The 16903-nt window shown below is 51.4% G+C and carries 15 protein-coding genes; 12 read left to right on the top strand and 3 right to left on the bottom strand.

Annotation, left to right across the window (positions count from 1 at the left end):
• Positions 1–47 precede the first annotated feature (47 nt).
• The 5 genes from EKM83_RS05855 (at position 48) to EKM83_RS05875 (ending at position 6703) form a co-directional block, all read left to right on the top strand.
• Entirely contained in the window at positions 48–791 is a 744-nt protein-coding gene (locus tag EKM83_RS05855; protein ID WP_125575697.1) for an alpha/beta hydrolase, read from the top strand.
• 17 nt (positions 792–808) lie between these two features.
• On the top strand, positions 809–3211 hold the full coding sequence (rnr, locus tag EKM83_RS05860; RefSeq protein WP_125575698.1) for a ribonuclease R: 2403 nt from the start codon (positions 809–811) through the stop codon (positions 3209–3211).
• A gap of 15 nt (positions 3212–3226) precedes the next feature.
• The gene (gene smpB / locus EKM83_RS05865) at positions 3227–3700 is read left to right on the top strand and encodes an SsrA-binding protein SmpB (RefSeq protein ID WP_125575699.1); all 474 of its coding nucleotides are present in this window, start codon (positions 3227–3229) and stop codon (positions 3698–3700) included.
• An 89-nt stretch (positions 3701–3789) separates the two neighbouring features.
• Positions 3790–4533: an amino acid ABC transporter ATP-binding protein gene (locus tag EKM83_RS05870; RefSeq protein WP_125575700.1), complete on the top strand. Its 744-nt coding sequence runs from the start codon at positions 3790–3792 to the stop codon at positions 4531–4533.
• A 424-nt stretch (positions 4534–4957) separates the two neighbouring features.
• Positions 4958–6703, top strand: coding sequence for a MucBP domain-containing protein (locus EKM83_RS05875; RefSeq protein ID WP_125575701.1), 1746 nt, complete (start codon positions 4958–4960; stop codon positions 6701–6703).
• A gap of 73 nt (positions 6704–6776) precedes the next feature.
• On the opposite strand, the gene EKM83_RS05880 is transcribed toward EKM83_RS05875, so the two are convergent.
• Positions 6777–7334: an LURP-one-related/scramblase family protein gene (locus tag EKM83_RS05880; protein ID WP_225418626.1), complete on the bottom strand. Its 558-nt coding sequence runs from the start codon at positions 7332–7334 to the stop codon at positions 6777–6779.
• Positions 7335–7460: 126 nt separating this feature from the next.
• Here EKM83_RS05880 and EKM83_RS05885 point away from each other — a divergent pair, with 126 nt between their 5' ends.
• The 5 genes from EKM83_RS05885 to EKM83_RS05905 all read left to right on the top strand — a co-directional run bounded on the left by EKM83_RS05885 (position 7461) and on the right by EKM83_RS05905 (position 11580).
• On the top strand, positions 7461–8180 hold the full coding sequence (locus EKM83_RS05885) for a uracil-DNA glycosylase (RefSeq protein WP_125575702.1): 720 nt from the start codon (positions 7461–7463) through the stop codon (positions 8178–8180).
• Positions 8181–8227: 47 nt separating this feature from the next.
• Positions 8228–9202, top strand: coding sequence for a phosphate acetyltransferase (pta, locus tag EKM83_RS05890; protein ID WP_125575703.1), 975 nt, complete (start codon positions 8228–8230; stop codon positions 9200–9202).
• A gap of 287 nt (positions 9203–9489) precedes the next feature.
• Positions 9490–9963 (top strand): tRNA (adenosine(37)-N6)-threonylcarbamoyltransferase complex ATPase subunit type 1 TsaE, encoded by a 474-nt coding sequence (gene tsaE / locus EKM83_RS05895; RefSeq protein WP_125575704.1) that lies wholly within the window; start codon positions 9490–9492, stop codon positions 9961–9963.
• On the top strand, positions 9960–10478 hold the full coding sequence (locus EKM83_RS05900) for a GNAT family N-acetyltransferase (protein WP_125575705.1): 519 nt from the start codon (positions 9960–9962) through the stop codon (positions 10476–10478). The genes tsaE and EKM83_RS05900 overlap by 4 nt, the downstream gene beginning before the upstream one ends.
• Before the next feature lie 82 nt (positions 10479–10560).
• Entirely contained in the window at positions 10561–11580 is a 1020-nt protein-coding gene (locus EKM83_RS05905) for an aldo/keto reductase (RefSeq protein WP_125575706.1), read from the top strand.
• A 355-nt stretch (positions 11581–11935) separates the two neighbouring features.
• Here the strand turns inward: EKM83_RS05905 and EKM83_RS05910 are convergent, their stop codons facing one another.
• Both EKM83_RS05910 and EKM83_RS05915 read right to left on the bottom strand, forming a co-directional pair.
• Positions 11936–12472: a 3'-5' exonuclease gene (locus tag EKM83_RS05910; protein ID WP_125575707.1), complete on the bottom strand. Its 537-nt coding sequence runs from the start codon at positions 12470–12472 to the stop codon at positions 11936–11938.
• Positions 12473–12500: 28 nt separating this feature from the next.
• Positions 12501–13265 carry an exodeoxyribonuclease III gene (locus tag EKM83_RS05915; protein ID WP_125575708.1) on the bottom strand — a complete coding sequence of 255 codons (765 nt, stop codon included), beginning with the start codon at positions 13263–13265 and terminating at the stop codon, positions 12501–12503.
• 302 nt (positions 13266–13567) lie between these two features.
• Between EKM83_RS05915 and murB the strand changes: the two genes are divergently transcribed.
• Both murB and EKM83_RS05925 read left to right on the top strand, forming a co-directional pair.
• Positions 13568–14485: a UDP-N-acetylmuramate dehydrogenase gene (murB, locus tag EKM83_RS05920; protein ID WP_125575709.1), complete on the top strand. Its 918-nt coding sequence runs from the start codon at positions 13568–13570 to the stop codon at positions 14483–14485.
• 27 nt (positions 14486–14512) lie between these two features.
• Positions 14513–16645 carry a cation:proton antiporter gene (locus EKM83_RS05925; RefSeq protein WP_125575710.1) on the top strand — a complete coding sequence of 711 codons (2133 nt, stop codon included), beginning with the start codon at positions 14513–14515 and terminating at the stop codon, positions 16643–16645.
• Positions 16646–16903 lie beyond the last annotated feature (258 nt).

Consider the following 16903-nt stretch of genomic DNA (forward strand, 5'->3'; position numbering starts at 1 on the left):
GCTTTTTTACAGAATAATGTTAATATTGCGGAAAGTGGTGGTTTTACATGATTCGAAAACCAGCCCCGCTCTTCTTTGAAGAGGGGCCTAACGCAGTAATCTTACTGCACGCTTATTCCGGAAGTTCCAATGATATGCGGATCTTAGCACGGCGCTTACAAAGCGAAAAGTATACCGTGCTGGCACCGATTTTTACCGGTCACGCCACTGGTGACCCCGCCGACATTTTGCGGTTAGGGTCGCCCAAGCAATGGTGGCAGGATACGCAAGACGCTATTGCCAAGTTACGGCAAAGTGGCTATCAACGGATCGCTATCTTTGGTTTGTCACTCGGCGGGCTGTTCGCGACCCGGGCACTGCAGGAATACCCAGAGCTGCTGGGTGGTGGGACGATTGCCTCCCCCGTCATCTTCCGGGGACAGACCAATGTGCCCGCGTCGTTCATCCAAATGGCGCAGGCGACTTACCGGGAGCAAAACATTACTGGCGCTGATCAAGCGCAACGCGTGGCCTGGTTAAAGGACCACTTGGATGCTCAATTGACGGCGATCCAAGCGTTTACGGACACGACAGCGACACATTTAGACCGGATCAAGCAGCGCGTCTTCATTGCCCAAGGGGATCACGATCAAATGATCGATCCGCGGTCGGGCCAATGGTTAGCGGACGCCTATCCAGCCAATCAAACAGATTTTCATGAGTACCCGGGGGCCGGCCACGTGTTGACCGTCAACTCGGCCCACCATGCCTTAGAAACGGACATTTTAGCTTATCTCCAAACAATCTTTTAAATAACGAGGAATCGATAGTGCAAGATAATACATTAAAAACAGACTTAACAGCTTTCTTCCGGGCACATTCGGAACAAAGCTACACAGTAGAAGACATTTCTGACGCACTCCATTACCACGGTTCAGCGGCTTTCAAGCTGATCGTGCAGGAGCTAGCGCAATTGGAACGCGACGGGTTGGTTCAAGTGACCGACCACGGCCATTTCCAACTGGACCCAAGCCAACGGACATTGACCGGGATTTTCCACGGCAATGACAAGGGCTTTGGTTTCGTGGCATATGATGAAAATAAGGTCGAACCGGACGCTTATATTGCACCCAACAATACGTTGCGGGCATTGAATGGCGATACCGTTAAGATTGAAATCATTCGCGCGGGCGATCCGCGTAGTGGCAAGGGGCCTGAAGGTAAGGTCACCGAAATTGTTGAACACCACTACGAACAAGTCGTCGGTGAATTCTTCAAGACTGACGATGACAACGGCTATTTGGGCCAAGTGCGGTTAACCGACAAGAAGGTCATGAAGTACAAGTTCTACGTGACCGCTGTCGGCTTGAACCCGACGCCGGGTGAAGTTGTGACCGCGGAAATCACTGAATACCCGAGTGCTGAGCATCCCGACGCGATGGTGGGGATTGCCAAGCAGGTCATCGGGAGCGTTGATGACCCCGGTATCGATATTTTACAAATCGTGTACCAACACAACATTCCGTCTGAATTCCCTGAAGAGGTCATGCAGGCCGCTGATGAGATTCCAGATCACGTCTTGCCAGAAGAAATGGCCGGTCGTGAAGACATCACCAACCAAGACCTGGTCACCATTGATGGCGAGTCTTCCAAAGACTTGGATGATGCCGTGACGGTTTGGAAATTACCAAATGGCAATTACCACTTAGGGGTCCACATCGCGGACGTTTCCCACTACGTCAAGGAAGATTCTATTCTGGACAAGGAAGCTTACAAGCGGGGGACCAGTGTTTACTTGACCGACCGGGTCATTCCAATGTTGCCACGGCGCCTGTCCAACGGAATTTGCTCGTTAAACGAGGGCGAATTACGGTTGTGCATGAGCTGTGACATGGAAATCGATGAATCCGGGAACGTGGTTAAGCACCGGATTCACCCATCCGTAATGCGCTCAAAGGCTCGGATGACCTACACGGCCGTCAACCAAATTTTGGAAGCTCACGACCCAGTCACGATGGACCGTTACAAGGAACTCGTGCCAATGTTTGAAGCCATGGGCGAATTGCACAAAATCTTGGTCAAGCACCGGAAGCGGCGGGGGGCCATTGATTTTGACGACCGCGAAGCTGAAATCATCGTCGACGACAAGGGTCACGCCATTGACGTGAAATTGCGGACTCGTGGTGTGGCAGAACGGCTGATTGAATCCTTCATGTTGGCTGCCAACGAAACGGTTGCGGAACACTACTTCCGCGCCAAGGTGCCATTCTTATACCGGGTCCACGAAACGCCAGATGGCGACCGGGTCCGGAGCTTCTTCGAATTCTTAACGGCCTTCGGAATCAACGTTAAGGGTGACCCGAACCACTTGCGGCCAAAGATGTTACAAGGCATCTTAAAGCAAGTTGCCGGCAAGCCAGAAGAAGCCATGGTTTCCGTGATGATGTTACGGAGCTTGAAGCAGGCGCGTTACGCTGACCAATCCCTGGGTCACTTCGGGTTGGGCGCGGAATTCTACACCCACTTCACGTCACCAATTCGGCGGTACCCAGATACCATGGTGCACCGGATGATCCATTACTACGAAGACCACGGTACCGGTCAGGCAAGCAAGGAAAAGTTTGCCCCAATCCTGGAAGAAATCGGGGTCCACACGTCCGAAATGGAACGGCGCTCCATCGATGCTGAGCGGGATACCAACGACATGAAGATGGCCGAATACATGGCTGATCACGTCGGCGAAGAATTTGACGCCGTAGTTAGTTCCGTCATGAAGTTCGGGATGTTCGTCGAATTGCCGAACACCATCGAAGGGCTGATTCACATCAGTCGGATGAAGGATGACTACTACGAATACGTCGAAAAGTACTTGGCCTTAGTCGGTCGCAACACGCGGCGGACGTACCGAATCGGTCAAGAGATTCGGGTCAAGGTCGTCCACGTCGACAAGGAACAAAGTGAAATCGACTTTGATTTATTAAATCCAGAAAGTGCCCCAACCAGTGACTTACTGCCACACCGGGAACACCGGTCACGTGGGGGCAATTTCCACGGACGGAATAACAATAACCATGGGAACAACAACCATGGTGGGGGTAACCGGAACGGTGGCAATCACCGCAATGGGAATCAACGATCAACGAATTCACGCGGCGGCAATAATAGCCAGCACCGGGGGAACAACCACGGTGGTGGACAACACCGCAACAATTCACAAGGTGATCGGCACTAAGCGAGGTGACTGAACTTGGCTAAGAAAAAGACCAAGAAAACACCAGATAACGTTTTAGCGCAAAACCGTAAGGCCCGGCATGATTATGCGGTCACGGATACGATTGAGGCGGGGATCGTCTTGACCGGGACCGAAATCAAGTCATTGCGCGCTCGACGGGTTAACCTGCAAGACGGCTTCGCCCAGGTGCGCAACAATGAGGCGTGGTTGATGAACGTGCACATCAGTGAATACGTTCAGGGAAACCGGTTCAATCACGATCCCCTGCGGAACCGGAAGCTGCTCTTACACAAGAAGGAAATTCGGCGCTTAGGTCAGGCCACGATGGATAAAGGGGTCACCCTGATTCCGTTGCGGATGTACCTGAAGCACGGCTTTGCAAAAGTGTTGATCGGCGTGGCCCATGGGAAGCGCGAGTATGATAAGCGTGAAACCATCAAGCGGCGAGAACAAGACCGGCAAATTGCGCGGGTCATGAAACGTTACTAGTTAAAACAAAAGGGGATAGCTGAACTTGGTTGGTTCGGCTGTCCTCTTTTACATAAAAATAGGTATTGGTATTTTGGGAGGTTAATAGGATGACAACGACACCAAAAATTCAGGTGACGGACCTGCACAAGGCATTTGGCGACAACGAGGTGTTAAAAGGCATTGATCTCAGTGTGCAACCCCAAGAAGTTTTGTGTCTGATTGGGCCGTCTGGTTCTGGGAAGAGTACCTTTTTGCGCTGCTTAAATGGCTTGGAAAAAGTGACTAGCGGTGAGGTGCTGGTGGAAGGCCAACGGGTTGGTGACCCCAAGGTCGATTTGAACCGGATTCGGGAAAACATCGGCATGGTCTTTCAACATTTCAATCTCTTTCCCCATCTCTCCGTGCTCCAAAACGTCACGCTGGGCCCCGTGCAGTTGAAGGGCTTGAGCAAGGCAGACGCCAAGGTGCGGGCCGAAAAATTGCTTACGCAGGTGGGCTTAGCGGATAAGGCCAACGCGATGCCACACGCCTTGTCCGGTGGCCAGCAACAACGGGTGGCCATTGCCCGGGCGTTGGCCATGGAACCGGAGATCATGTTGTTTGACGAACCCACGTCGGCATTGGATCCGGAAATGGTCGGGGATGTCTTGCAAGTCATGCAGGACCTAGCCGAAGGGGGGATGACGATGGTCGTCGTGACCCACGAAATGGGTTTTGCCAAGAACGTGGCCGACCGAGTCGCCTTCATGGACGATGGCATCATCCAAGAGGCCGGGACCCCCAGTGAAGTATTCGACCATCCGCAAAATCCGCGGACCCAAGAATTTTTGAATAAAGTGTTGAACGTGTAGAACACTTGCTGCAGGTAAGTGAATCTGTGGTATGGGCACGTCTGGGATAATAATTCCGGGCGTGTTTTTTTAGTTAACCGGAAAAACCGGTAAACGTACTGGTGGCGGGGATGCTGGCTACTAGTCGGCCTCAATATTATCACTTGATAAAAATTGTGAGTAAAAGTAGTTGGAATTGTTAATGAATCGTGCTACTATGTGATAGGTGAATATGGTAACTAGTATACAGATTAACTTTTATCAATTGAGATAGCTGACAGTTGTCAAATTGATGCGTGATTTGGGACTAGTACTGGCAGAATAGAAGACGGTTGCCGGACATTGACTAGGTCGACGCCGCTGCGAACATCCACTTTTTTTAAAGCGCTTACTGTCACGGTGAGACGCTGCAAGGTAAATCGCTACACGTTGAGGGGGGCTAACTATGAAATGGCAAGCAGCAACACTACTTTTAGGTTTAACAATTGGGATGGGACAACCAGTCAGTCAGGTGATCACGCCGCACCAACCGGCTGTCATCACCGCCAGAGCAGCAACGACCGATGAGATTCAGTACCAAGGCGACTATGGCAGCGTTCACTGGTATTTGACGACGGCGGGGGACCTGCATTTAGGGGCAGGGACTTTGGCAGAGACACCGGTGAATACCAATAATATTGGGCAGTTCAATACCCAAATTGCGTTGCAACAAGAGACTAGTCCTACTGAGACGGAGATCAAAGCAGCTGGAAAGTTAGTCAAGCGGGTGATTCTAGATGGGACAGTGAAGACCGTGGCCAATGCTGGTGCTCTCTTTAGTCAGATGCCGAATGTCCAAGAATTTGTAAACTTGAATCAGCTGAATACTTCCGCGGCGACGGATATGCACAGTATGTTTTATCAGGATAGTGCAGTGACCAGCCTGGATGTCTCTCACTTTGATACGAGTCATGTAACGCAAATGTTTGGGATGTTCGGTGAAGCGTCATCATTAGCAAATCTGGACGTATCTAATTTTAATACAGATAATGTTGACAGCGCTAACACGATGTTTGCGGGAACAAAAAGTTTAAATGAAATTAATTTTGAAAATGGAACGTTTAGCAAACTAAGTAGCACGATGTATATGTTTGGTCGCTCTGGCGTTTCAGTAATCAATTTGAGGAGTGTTGCCTCGACGGCGAAATTGAGTGCTGATATTTTTAATTATTCAAACAATATTCAACAAATTACCTTCGGACCTCAAGCTAATTTTGCGTCTAGTTCAAATTTAAATGCTGCCCAGGAAATTCCAGGCGAATTCACCGGCTTATGGCAAGCAGTCGGTTCGGGAACTCGCCAGAATCCATTAGGCCAGGAGTTCACGACAGGTAAGGCCATCACTGACTTATACAATGGCAAAGACAATCCAACCGGCGTCGAGACCTATGTTTGGCAACCAGTTAATCGGGTTATTGAACCGATCATACCACCAGTAACACCGCCGGCGGTCAGTCAAGCACAACCAGTGACGGTCCGTTATCTGGATGAACAGGGCAAGCAACTGGCCAATGACCAGGTCCTGACCGGTGAGTTGGGCGCCAGCTATCAAGCTGACCAGTTGTCCTTTGCGGGCTACCGGTTAAGCAAGACGGACGGCCAGACCAGCGGGACCTTTACCGACCAAGCCCAGACGGTGACCTTCCATTATCAACGGAGCCTCCAATCCGGTGGGGATGCGGCCGGCATTGCGCCGATGGCCAGCGTGGTTTACGCCACCAAAAAGATTGGTCTGTACGCCGGCAAGAACTTTAGCAAGAAGACCGTTAAACACTGGTACAGCAAGCAAAAGCGCACCAAGCGACCGATGTTTGTGGTCACGGGAATCAGTGAATCTAAGCAAGGCAATTTACGCTACAAGGTCCGTGACGTGAACCATCAGTCGAAGACAGCGGGTAAGACCGGGTATATCACGGCCAAGGCCAGCTACGTTGCCCCCGTCTACTACGCCAAGAAGCAAGCCAAGATCAAGGTGTTGGCAACGGGCCTCAACGGCTATCGACAAAAAGCGCTGAAGACCAAGGTCAAGCACTATCGCAAGGGCCAAGTCCTCAAGGTCAAGAAAATCGTGGCTTACAACAAGACTACACGGTTCCAGTTGACCAACGGCCAGTACGTTTCTGCTAATAAGAAATTAGTCATTGTACCCTAAAGCCTGTGTCAATTAAAAATAGCCAACCAGCTAGACGTTAGGTCTGGTTGGTTGGCTATTTGTTTGCCACAAGTTAATCCGATTTATCCTTAGTCCGAAACTGGGCCACGTTACCGGCCGCGGGCGCCCAAACGTGATTATGCAAGGGATTAAAGGCCTTGGATTGGTGCTTGGCCCAACGGTCGAGAATGGCGGCGAGGCAAATGACCAACGCTTCATGATCCGGCTGATCAATGGCTAAAGCAGTGGTGCCGCCGCCCGATTGACTGACTTGATCGATGGTCGCAATCAGGTCGCGGCCGTGGTAAATTTTAAAATGCCCGCTGTTCAGGTTGCCCATGATGATCCAGTTTAACCCCCGGACGAACAGGACTTCGCGAATCACGCCGAAGGTCTTGGCGACGCGGCCGACCGTTTGCCGGTGATAGATCAGGCGAAAGCGGGGGAGGAGGCCCAATGATTCTTGTTTGACTTCAGCCTCGAGTGCCCCCGCAATCGTGTAGACCGACAATACGTCGGCGCGCAGTCCCCATTTACCAACTAACAGATAGCGTGATTGGTTATTCGTATCCCGAATCACGGTCGTGGCCTTCGCCGATAGCGCGGCCTGGTTTAGATACAGTGTACGCATGGGGACCCTCCTTTTTAGTCTGATCGACAAATCTTATTAGCTCCATTCTAACATGTTTCACAAGAAGCTGTTCGATAATATCATTTAGCCAAGCATTATGATAGAATAAAAGGCGAGGTGTTGGGAATGAAACCGTTTATTCATAATGACTGGTGGCCGGTGCTCGAGCCCGAATTTGAGCAAACTTATTATCAACAGTTGCGCCAATTTCTGGTGGAAGAGTATCAGCACTACCGCATCGACCCGGACATGTATCATATTTTTACCGCGTTCGAGTGGACGCCGTTTAGCCAGGTCAAGGTGGTTATCTTGGGTCAAGACCCGTACCACAATCCTGGCCAGGCACACGGCTGTAGCTTCTCGGTTTTACCGGGGACACCGATTCCGCCATCATTACAGAACATTTATAAGGAACTCGAAAGCGACCTGGGCATCAAGCCCGTCCATCATGGTTATTTAGAAAGCTGGGCCAAGCAGGGTGTCTTACTACTGAACTCCGTGTTAACCGTGCGTGACGGCAAGGCCTTCTCCCATCAAGGGAAGGGCTGGGAACGCCTGACTGACGCGGCCATTGCCAAATTATCGGCACGGCCAGAACCGGTGGTGTTTATCCTGTGGGGTAGCGCCGCCCGGTCGAAAATCAGTTTGATCGATACGCAAACCAATATCGTTCTACAGGCGCCTCATCCAAGTCCGTTGTCCGCTTACCGCGGCTTCTTTGGGTCCAAACCATTTTCCAAAACCAACATCGCACTGACATCATTGGGTGAAACGCCCATCGACTGGCAGCTCCCAGAGCACGTTTCCGTCGACGAAGGGCCGCACTCAGCATCTAACCAAGCATAGGTTGAAAGAGAATTGATTCGTGGGATATTTTATGGAGGTCATTATCTATGGAACTTTTTGATAGTCTTAAGCAAAAAATCAATGGACAAAACAAAACCATCGTTTTCCCTGAAGGAGAAGATGCTCGGGTCTTAGGCGCCGCTAGTCGGTTAGCCGCTGACGGTTTGATCAAGTCCGTGGTGCTGGGTAAGCAAAGCGAAATTGAAGCCACTGCCAAGGACAACAACATTGACCTGAGCCCAGTGACCTTACTGGACCCTGAAGCCATTCCAGCTGACCAACACAAGGCCATGTTAGACGCCTTGGTCGCTCGGCGGAAGGGGAAGAATACCCCAGAACAAGCTGCTGAAATGTTAAAGGACCCGAACTACATCGGGACTATGATGGTCTACATGGACCAAGCAGACGGCATGGTTTCTGGTGCCGTTCACGCAACTGGTGATACGGTGCGGCCAGCTTTGCAAATCATTAAGACTAAGGAAGGCGTTCACCGGATCAGTGGGGCCTTCATCATGCAAAAGGGCGACCAACGCTTCGTCTTTGCTGATTGCGCAATCAACATTGAATTGGACGCACCCGGCATGGCTGAAGTGGCCATCGAAAGTGCCCACACGGCCAAAGTCTTTGACATTGACCCGAAGGTTGCTTTGTTAAGCTTCTCCACCAAGGGCTCTGCCAAGGGGGACATGGTCACCAAGGTTCAAGAAGCCACGAAGATTGCTCACGAAACGGCGCCTGATTTGCCATTAGATGGTGAATTACAATTTGATGCCGCCTTCGTCCCAAGTGTTGGTGCCCAAAAAGCGCCAGACTCCAAGGTTGCCGGACATGCTAACGTCTTTGTCTTCCCAGAATTACAATCCGGGAACATTGGCTACAAGATTGCGCAACGCTTTGGCGGCTTCGAAGCCATCGGCCCAATCCTGCAAGGCCTGAACAAGCCAGTTTCTGACTTGTCTCGTGGTTGCAACGAAGAAGACGTTTACAAGGTTGCCATCATTACTGCAGCCCAGTCACTCTAAGGTTCATTTACCGGACACAAATGAATTGCTAAAATAAAAGATACCCGGATTGCTATTTATCAGCAGTCCGGGTATTATTTATCCTGTTAGGAAAATTGGCATCACGCAACTCATGGCATAAAGATTAGTCGTTTACAGCTTCGTGGTGTGTACTGGTCGCCTACCGTCCGCCAAATATGGGTTGGAACGTGTGCCAACAAGCAACTGGATTAATCAATGTTCATCAAAATTGTTTACAATTAACTTAAAAGGCATCACAGAAATTTGTTAAAAAGGGGAAAGCAAGTATGTTTGAAACGACCGTAACGAGTCCAGAACAAACCATGGCGCTAGGCCAAGCATTGGCGCCCGCATTACAACCGCGCGACGTGATTTTGCTTGACGGTGATTTGGGAGCTGGCAAGACCACCTTTACCAAGGGACTGGCCCTCGGTTTGGGCATCAAGCGCAACGTGAAGAGCCCGACCTTTACGATTATTCGGGAATACCAGAGTGGGCGGATTCCGCTGTACCACATGGACGTTTATCGGCTGGAAGACGGCAGTGGCGATGAGCTGGGCCTCGATGAGTACTTCAACGGGGATGGCGTGAACGTTATCGAATGGTCGCAGTTTATTGCCGATGAATTACCCGCACAGTATCTGCGGATCGTCTTTAAACGAGACGATGCGGCCGGGGAAAATCAGCGGAAATTGACGTTCGAACCCGTCGGCGCCCGTTTTGAAAAATTAGTGCAACAGTTGGAGGACAGCCAAAAATGAGTGAAGAAGTCGCAATTCGCTTACCCAATCCCGCCGATGCCCAGCAATTGTTGGCGTTACTCGACCGGCTGCAGCAAGAGAGCGATACGTTTACCCTGGCTGACGCTGATGACCCCATCAGTCCGGCCCAAGAGGCTGATCAGCTGACGCAAATCACTCAAAGTCCGCGGCACCTGTTACTGGTGGCGAGCTTGGGGACTGAACTGTTAGGGGTTTGTTCCATTTCGCCAACGCCTCAGGGCAATGTCGGTGAATTGGGGATTGCCGTGGAGAAAAAATATTGGCACATGGGCATTGGCACGGCCTTGGTCGACGAGGCGCTTTACTGGGCGGACACGGCCAGCGCGCTGCAAGCCATCGGTCTCATCGTGCAGACCCGCAACGTGGCGGCGATGAAGCTGTACCAGAAGCTAGGTTTCACCCGAACTGCGACGCCGCCCAAGCTGGTTACCGATGATGACGGTGAACAGGTCACGGCGGTCGAGATGGTCTACCAAATTGCAGAACAGAAGTGAGCTCGGTGAGGACCGGGCTTTTTTTGCAGTCGTGAAAGCGGTATCCTTAATTTAAAGCGATTCGCTTTGAGGAGGATACGAAATGTATCAAGCAAATGAACAGCGTTATCAAAAAATGGTTTATAACCGGGTCGGTGACAGTGGCCTCAAGCTTTCTGCCATCGGGCTAGGCCTGTGGAATAATTTTGGCAGTGTTGATGCCTACGCCACCCAAAAGGCCATCGTCCACCAGGCATTTGATTTGGGGATTACTTATTTTGACTTGGCCAACAATTATGGGCCGGAACCAGGTAGCGCCGAAACCAATTTCGGTAAAATGTTGGCGACGGATTTGAAACCGTATCGGGACGAATTGGTCATCGCCAGCAAGGCGGGTTACGTGATGTGGCCGGGGCCATATGGCAATTGGGGGTCACGCAAGAGCATCATTGCCAGCGCCGACCAGAGTTTGCGGCGTACCGGACTGGACTACTTTGACATTTTCTACAGTCACCGGGCCGACCCGCAGACCAACCCTGAGGAAACAGCACTAGCACTGGATCAGCTGGTACGGTCAGGCAAGACGCTGTACGTCGGCTTATCCAACTACAGTGGCGCCCAGATCAAGGTGATGGCGGGCATTTTCAAGGACTTACATACGCCATTTATCATCGACCAACCCCGCTACAATCTGTTGAACCGGCAAATTGAAACGGACGTCTTGCCAGAACTGGCAGCGGAACAGAAGGCGGCCGTCAGCTTCAGCTCGCTGTGTCAGGGATTGTTGACGGCTAAATACCTGCACGGCATTCCGACTGATTCGCGGGCGATGAAAGCCACGATTCCGTTCCTGCATCCCGCGCAAGTCGAGCAGACGCTGGGGACCATCAAACGACTCAACGACGTGGCAGCCAATCGGCATCAGAGCCTAGCGCAAATGGCCTTGGCGTGGAACTTACGTCAACCGGCCATTGCCAGTGTCTTGATTGGCGCTAGCCGGCCGGAACAAGTCGTCGCCAACGTGGCAGCGTTGCAGAATCTGAAGTTCAGTGCAGAAGAACTTCAAGCCATTGATGATATTTTGGCCGCTCAAGCGCCAATCGACTGGTCGGCCAAGGATTAACGTTTAAACGGAGACTGGCCTCTGTGTTGAAGGGACCACCAATTTTAAGCCATCAGAAAAACCCGTAACCCAACAGTATTGATTGCTGCTGAGTTACGGGTTTTATGCATCTAACTAAAGAAAGTAACATTTGCGTGATAATTCCAGAAACGACAACGGTTTACCCACTAAAACTAGTGAAACCAGGGGCCTGCGTCAGCCAGGATTCCGCCCACCGCGTTCCAACCCATAGTTGGCGGACGGTAGGCGGCCAGTCCACACTACGAAGCCGTGAACGACTAATTTTACGCCATCAGTCGCGTGGTGACAACGTTTCTAGCTAATCCTTATCTGCCCAATCTTTGAGTATCTCAGGTTAAGCCGTGACCTTCACAAATGATTTCAGCGGCTGGGTGCCAAAGTGGTTGGCTTCGTACAACAGAATATTGGCACAAGCCAGACTGTCATCCAACGCGTTGTGGTGATGGTGTAAGTCGATGTTGAGTTCATCACAGACCGTGTCCAATTTGTGGTTCGGAAATTCTGGGAAGAACTTGCGACTGGTCTTGACCGTGTCTAAGGTCAGGTAGCGAGCCGGTGGTAGATTGTAGTGTTCTAGACTACTACGCAGGACGCCGTTATCAAATGGGGCGTTGTGCGCGATTACCAGGCGGTCGCGTTGAAAGAACGGCGCCACGTGCTCCCAAACTTCGGGGAACGTGGGCGCATTGGCGACATCCCGTTCGTGGATGCCGTGGATCTGGACGTTACGCCAGAAAAAGTCCGTGTCCGGTTTGATCAATGAATAGAACTCATCGACGACTTGACTGTCGCGGACGATGGTCAGGGCCAACGAGCAGGCACTGTAGCGTTTGCCACTCGCGGTTTCAAAATCCATGGCAACAAAGTTCACTGAAACATCTTCCTCTCTTGATGCGGGGTTAAACGGTCAGTCCGTCCACGTCGAGTTCAACGGGACAGTGGTCCGACCCCATGATTTGGTCTAAAATTTTTGCTTGCTGTAATTGCGGCTGTAGGCGGTCACTGGTGATGAAGTAATCAATGCGCCAGCCGGCGTTGTTGTCGCGGGCGTGGAACCGGTAGCTCCACCAGGAATACCGGTCGGTGGCGTCCGGATTGAAGTAACGGAAAGTATCCGTGAAGCCCGAAGCTAAGAGGTGCGTCATTTTTTCCCGTTCGTCGTCGGTAAAGCCGGCGTTCTTGTGATTGGTCTTGGGATTACGCAGGTCGATCTCCGTGTGGGCCACGTTCAGGTCACCGCAGAAAATGATTGGCTTCTTGGCGTCTAGTTTTTGGATAAAGGCCAAAAAGGCTGCTTCCCACCCCATCCGAAAGTCGAGTCGCTTCAAGCCACTGCCGGAATTCGGTGTATAACAGGTTAACACATAGAAGTCCGGATATTCCAGTGTAATGGCTCGGCCCTCATGATCGAAGTCGGGGGCATCAATGCCGTAGATGACGTTTAACGGCTTGTGCTTGGTAAACAGCGCTGTGCCAGAGTAGCCCTTGCGTTCGGCATAGTTCCAATACTGATAGTAGCCGGGCAGGTCTAAGTCGATTTGGCCTTCTTGTAGCTTGGTCTCTTGCACCCCGAAGAAGTCGGCGTCAAGGTCCTTAAAGGTCTCACCAAAGTTCTTTTTCACGATTGCCCGTAACCCATTCACGTTCCAAGAAATAAATTTCAATTTTCGCACCTCCACTAACTGGTTTTAGTATACCAGAAATGTTAGATTTTTCTTTGATTGATGCGTTCATTGCCGGTTACTGGCGGATTCATGGTAAAATAGGACTATTGACCTAACGGCGGCCAAGCGCCCGGGAACTCTGGGCCACTGAGGACAGTCTATCAACTCAGTCGCTGAACCTGATTGGGGTCACAAACAACGTTGCTGGGAGGGTGGTTAGACATCGCCCAGTAACGAAAAGCCCGCTAGCGGTGAAGCTGACCGTGGCGTGGTTAAATTTTTTTGTGGAACGAGAGGATAACATGATGATGGCAGATATCGCAACGGCTTTTCCAGCAATCGAGATTTTACGGCATGAGCCGTTAGCACATTACACGCATACCAAAACGGGGGGACCAGCCGACTACCTGGCATTCCCGACCAATATTCAAGAAACCAAGTCCTTACTGGCTTATGCCAATGAATCTGATTTACCCGTAACGGTGGTGGGCAATGCCAGCAACCTAATCGTCCGGGATGGCGGCATCCGCGGGTTGGTCATGATTTTGACTAAGATGAACAAGATTACCACGGACGGCCAAACCGTTACGGCCGAGGCGGGGGCGTCATTGATCAAGACCACCCAAGTCGCTCAAAGCCAGTCCTTGACCGGCTTCGAATTTGCGGCTGGGATTCCCGGAAGTGTTGGGGGGGCGGTCTTCATGAACGCCGGCGCTTATGGCGGTGAAATCAGTGAGGTGGCCTTTTCGGCGGAAGTTTTGACGACTGACGGCGAGATTCGGACGCTGAACCAAGATGAATTTGATTTCGGCTACCGGCACAGCTCGATTCAAGACTACAACGATATCGTGTTGACGGCGACCTTTGCCTTGAAGCCGGGGGATGGCCAGGCAATTCAAGCCAAGATGGACGACTTGAACGCACGCCGGGCCGCTAAGCAGCCACTGGAATTGCCATCTTGTGGGAGTGTATTTAAACGCCCAACTGGCCACTACACCGGCCAATTGATCCAAGAGGCAGGGTTGCAAGGCCTCAAGTGGGGTGGCGCGCAAGTGTCCACGAAACACGCTGGCTTCATCGTCAACATCGACCACGCCACAGCGACCGATTACCTAGAACTGATTCACCACATCCAAGCGGTGATTTGGGAAAAGGACCAAGTTAAGCTAGAAACAGAAGTGCGGATCATTGGGGAAGCGCCAGTGGCGCCACACCCATAATCACAGAATTTAAAGGGGGAACCTTATGTGCCTATAGTTGAAGCAGTGATCCTGTTGATCGTGTTAGTTTTATTCTCTAATATTATCAGTCACTACCTCACGTTTATTCCAGTCAGTTTGATTCAAATTGCCCTAGGGCTGATAGTTGCCTTGGTTTGGCAATTTGAAGTGCCACTCGAGACCGACTGGTTTTTGCTTTTGTTCATCGCCCCGTTACTGTATAACGATGGGCGGCGCTTTCCCAGGCGCGAGCTCTGGCGATTGCGCGGACCGATTTTTGCTAACGCCATCTGGCTGGTCTTCTTGACCACGATTTTGGGTGGCTTCTTGATTTATGAATTGATTCCCAAAATGCCGTTTACGGTGGCACTGGCGTTGGCAGCGATTTTGTCGCCAACCGACCCGGTGGCCGTGCAATCGATTTCTAAACAGGCCAAGCTACCGGACAGCCTGTTACACTTAGTCAGTGGGGAAAGTCTCATCAACGATGCCAGTGGCCTGATCGCCTTTAAATACGCGATTGCGGCCACGGTGACGGGGGCTTTCTCCCTGGGAACCGCGGTCGGCGACTTCTTCTACATCAGTATCGTCGGCTTCTTGTCTGGCCTCATCTTTATGACGGCCATCCAACTACTGATGGATATCTTACGACGCCAAGGGATTGACGACGTGATTTTCAACACGGTTTTGCAAATTGCCACGCCGTTCGTGGTCTATCTGGTCACCGAAGAGATTACGCACGCTTCGGGGGTAATTGCCGTGGTGACGGCCGGCGTGCTCTATCACGCGCGGGAAAACCGGATCGTGGAAGACTCACCAGAATTGAAATTAGTTACCGAAAAAGTTTGGGATATTATTATCTATTCGTTAAACGGTATCGTGTTCGTCATCCTGGGTATCGAGTTGCCCGTGGCCACGTCTAAGGTCATCAAGGGTGGGCAATTCAACACTTGGCAAGCCCTATTCTTTGCCTTTATGACCTGGGTCATCATCGTGGTGATTCGGACGGCCTGGACTTACGGGTACGTCTTATTTGAACGACTCAACCATAAGCAACAAGCGGATAAGCCGGGACTGCGCATGTCGATTCTATCCGGTCTATCTGGTGTGCGGGGGGCCGTGACCATGGCCGGGGTCTTATCCGTGCCAATGACGATCGCGTCAGGAGCGGGTTTCCCGACCCGGTCGTTGATGTTGTTCGTGGCATCGGGCGTCATCATTATCAGTCTGGTGGCGGCTACGGTGACGCTGCCACTGATTTCCACCTCCCGGCAACCCCTGCAGACGCGGGCGAGTGCCAGTGATGAGAGTGCCAACGAGATTGATTTGGACGCGGATGGCGAGGAGATTCCGAGTGACACCGTGCGCCAAATCAGTGAAGACGAGGCGCGCGCGTACATCATGCGGCTGGCGATTTCAAAGATCGAAGAGTTGCGACGACCCAATAATCAGCGGGCGGCCTACGATTTGATTTTGGATTATCAGTTCGTCATTCGCCGCTTGGAAATGAACTACCGAGCGGATACGGCGATGCAAAAGGTCTTAGAAGATGAGATCAAGTTACGTGAAGTCACGTTGGCAGGCGAACGCGCCTCATTGAAGGAGCTGCGGAAGGGCGAAAAGATCACGCAGACCAGCTACGTGGGGGCCATTCGGCGCATCGAAAACTTGGAAAGCCGGCTGACTCAAGTGGCAGGCCACACCATGCCGAGCGTATTGCGTTACTGGCGCGTCTTCTTCAAGCATATGTTTCGAAACGCGGCCTACTGGCTACATTCTGAAGACACGGACCGTTTGCACGCAGAGAATAATCTGATTGAGCGTGAAACGGCCAAGGCCGCCATCAAGTCGTTGTCGCAGTATCTGGCTAGTTCCGACGTGGATGAAACGCAATTCGATAACCAAGCCGTTTACCACTTGCTGGTTCAATACCGAAACCGGATTGAGCGAGCGAAGGCGGAAACGGCACCGGATCACGAGGAGCTCTACCAACACCAGATCAACAAGCTGCGGGTGCGGGCGCTGGGGGCTGAACGAACCGGGATTCAGTCGCTACTAGAAGCAGGGAACATCACCTGGAACATGGCATCACACTTGCGTCAGTACGTGAACTATTCGGAAAATGTGCTAGTGATGTCGCTGAACAGTGATGAAGCTTAGGTTAGGCGTGACGGCCAATCTAATTGGTCAAATAAAAATTAACGTGAGGGTCTGGAAGAGTTCGTTCCAGGCCCTTTTTGCGCAGTTGCTAAGGCAATCAACAGATAAATTTGGTTCTAAAATATCTGTTGTTGGTAATCAACTTAATTGGTTACTGGCAGCGGATATTTTTGTATACTGTATAGAGTAAAAATGGGTACAAAAAAGGGATATAGTCGCAGATCTATGTCCATCCACTACCACATTTCAAGAGAAAGA

It is taken from the genome of Levilactobacillus angrenensis, assembly GCF_003946085.1.
Classification (GTDB): Bacteria; Bacillota; Bacilli; order Lactobacillales; family Lactobacillaceae; genus Levilactobacillus; species Levilactobacillus angrenensis.

Bases quoted from the DNA above. Each gene is read 5' to 3' on its own strand.
- pta (WP_125575703.1), top strand. From the start codon at position 8,228: ATGGAACTTTTTGATAGTCTTAAGCAAAAAATCAATGGACAAAACAAA.
- EKM83_RS05905 (WP_125575706.1), top strand. From the start codon at position 10,561: ATGTATCAAGCAAATGAACAGCGTTATCAAAAAATGGTTTATAACCGG.
- EKM83_RS05855 (WP_125575697.1), top strand. From the start codon at position 48: ATGATTCGAAAACCAGCCCCGCTCTTCTTTGAAGAGGGGCCTAACGCA.
- EKM83_RS05885 (WP_125575702.1), top strand. From the start codon at position 7,461: ATGAAACCGTTTATTCATAATGACTGGTGGCCGGTGCTCGAGCCCGAA.
- EKM83_RS05870 (WP_125575700.1), top strand. From the start codon at position 3,790: ATGACAACGACACCAAAAATTCAGGTGACGGACCTGCACAAGGCATTT.
- EKM83_RS05900 (WP_125575705.1), top strand. From the start codon at position 9,960: ATGAGTGAAGAAGTCGCAATTCGCTTACCCAATCCCGCCGATGCCCAG.
- murB (WP_125575709.1), top strand. From the start codon at position 13,568: ATGATGATGGCAGATATCGCAACGGCTTTTCCAGCAATCGAGATTTTA.
- EKM83_RS05880 (WP_225418626.1), bottom strand. From the start codon at position 7,334: ATGCGTACACTGTATCTAAACCAGGCCGCGCTATCGGCGAAGGCCACG.
- EKM83_RS05875 (WP_125575701.1), top strand. From the start codon at position 4,958: ATGAAATGGCAAGCAGCAACACTACTTTTAGGTTTAACAATTGGGATG.
- tsaE (WP_125575704.1), top strand. From the start codon at position 9,490: ATGTTTGAAACGACCGTAACGAGTCCAGAACAAACCATGGCGCTAGGC.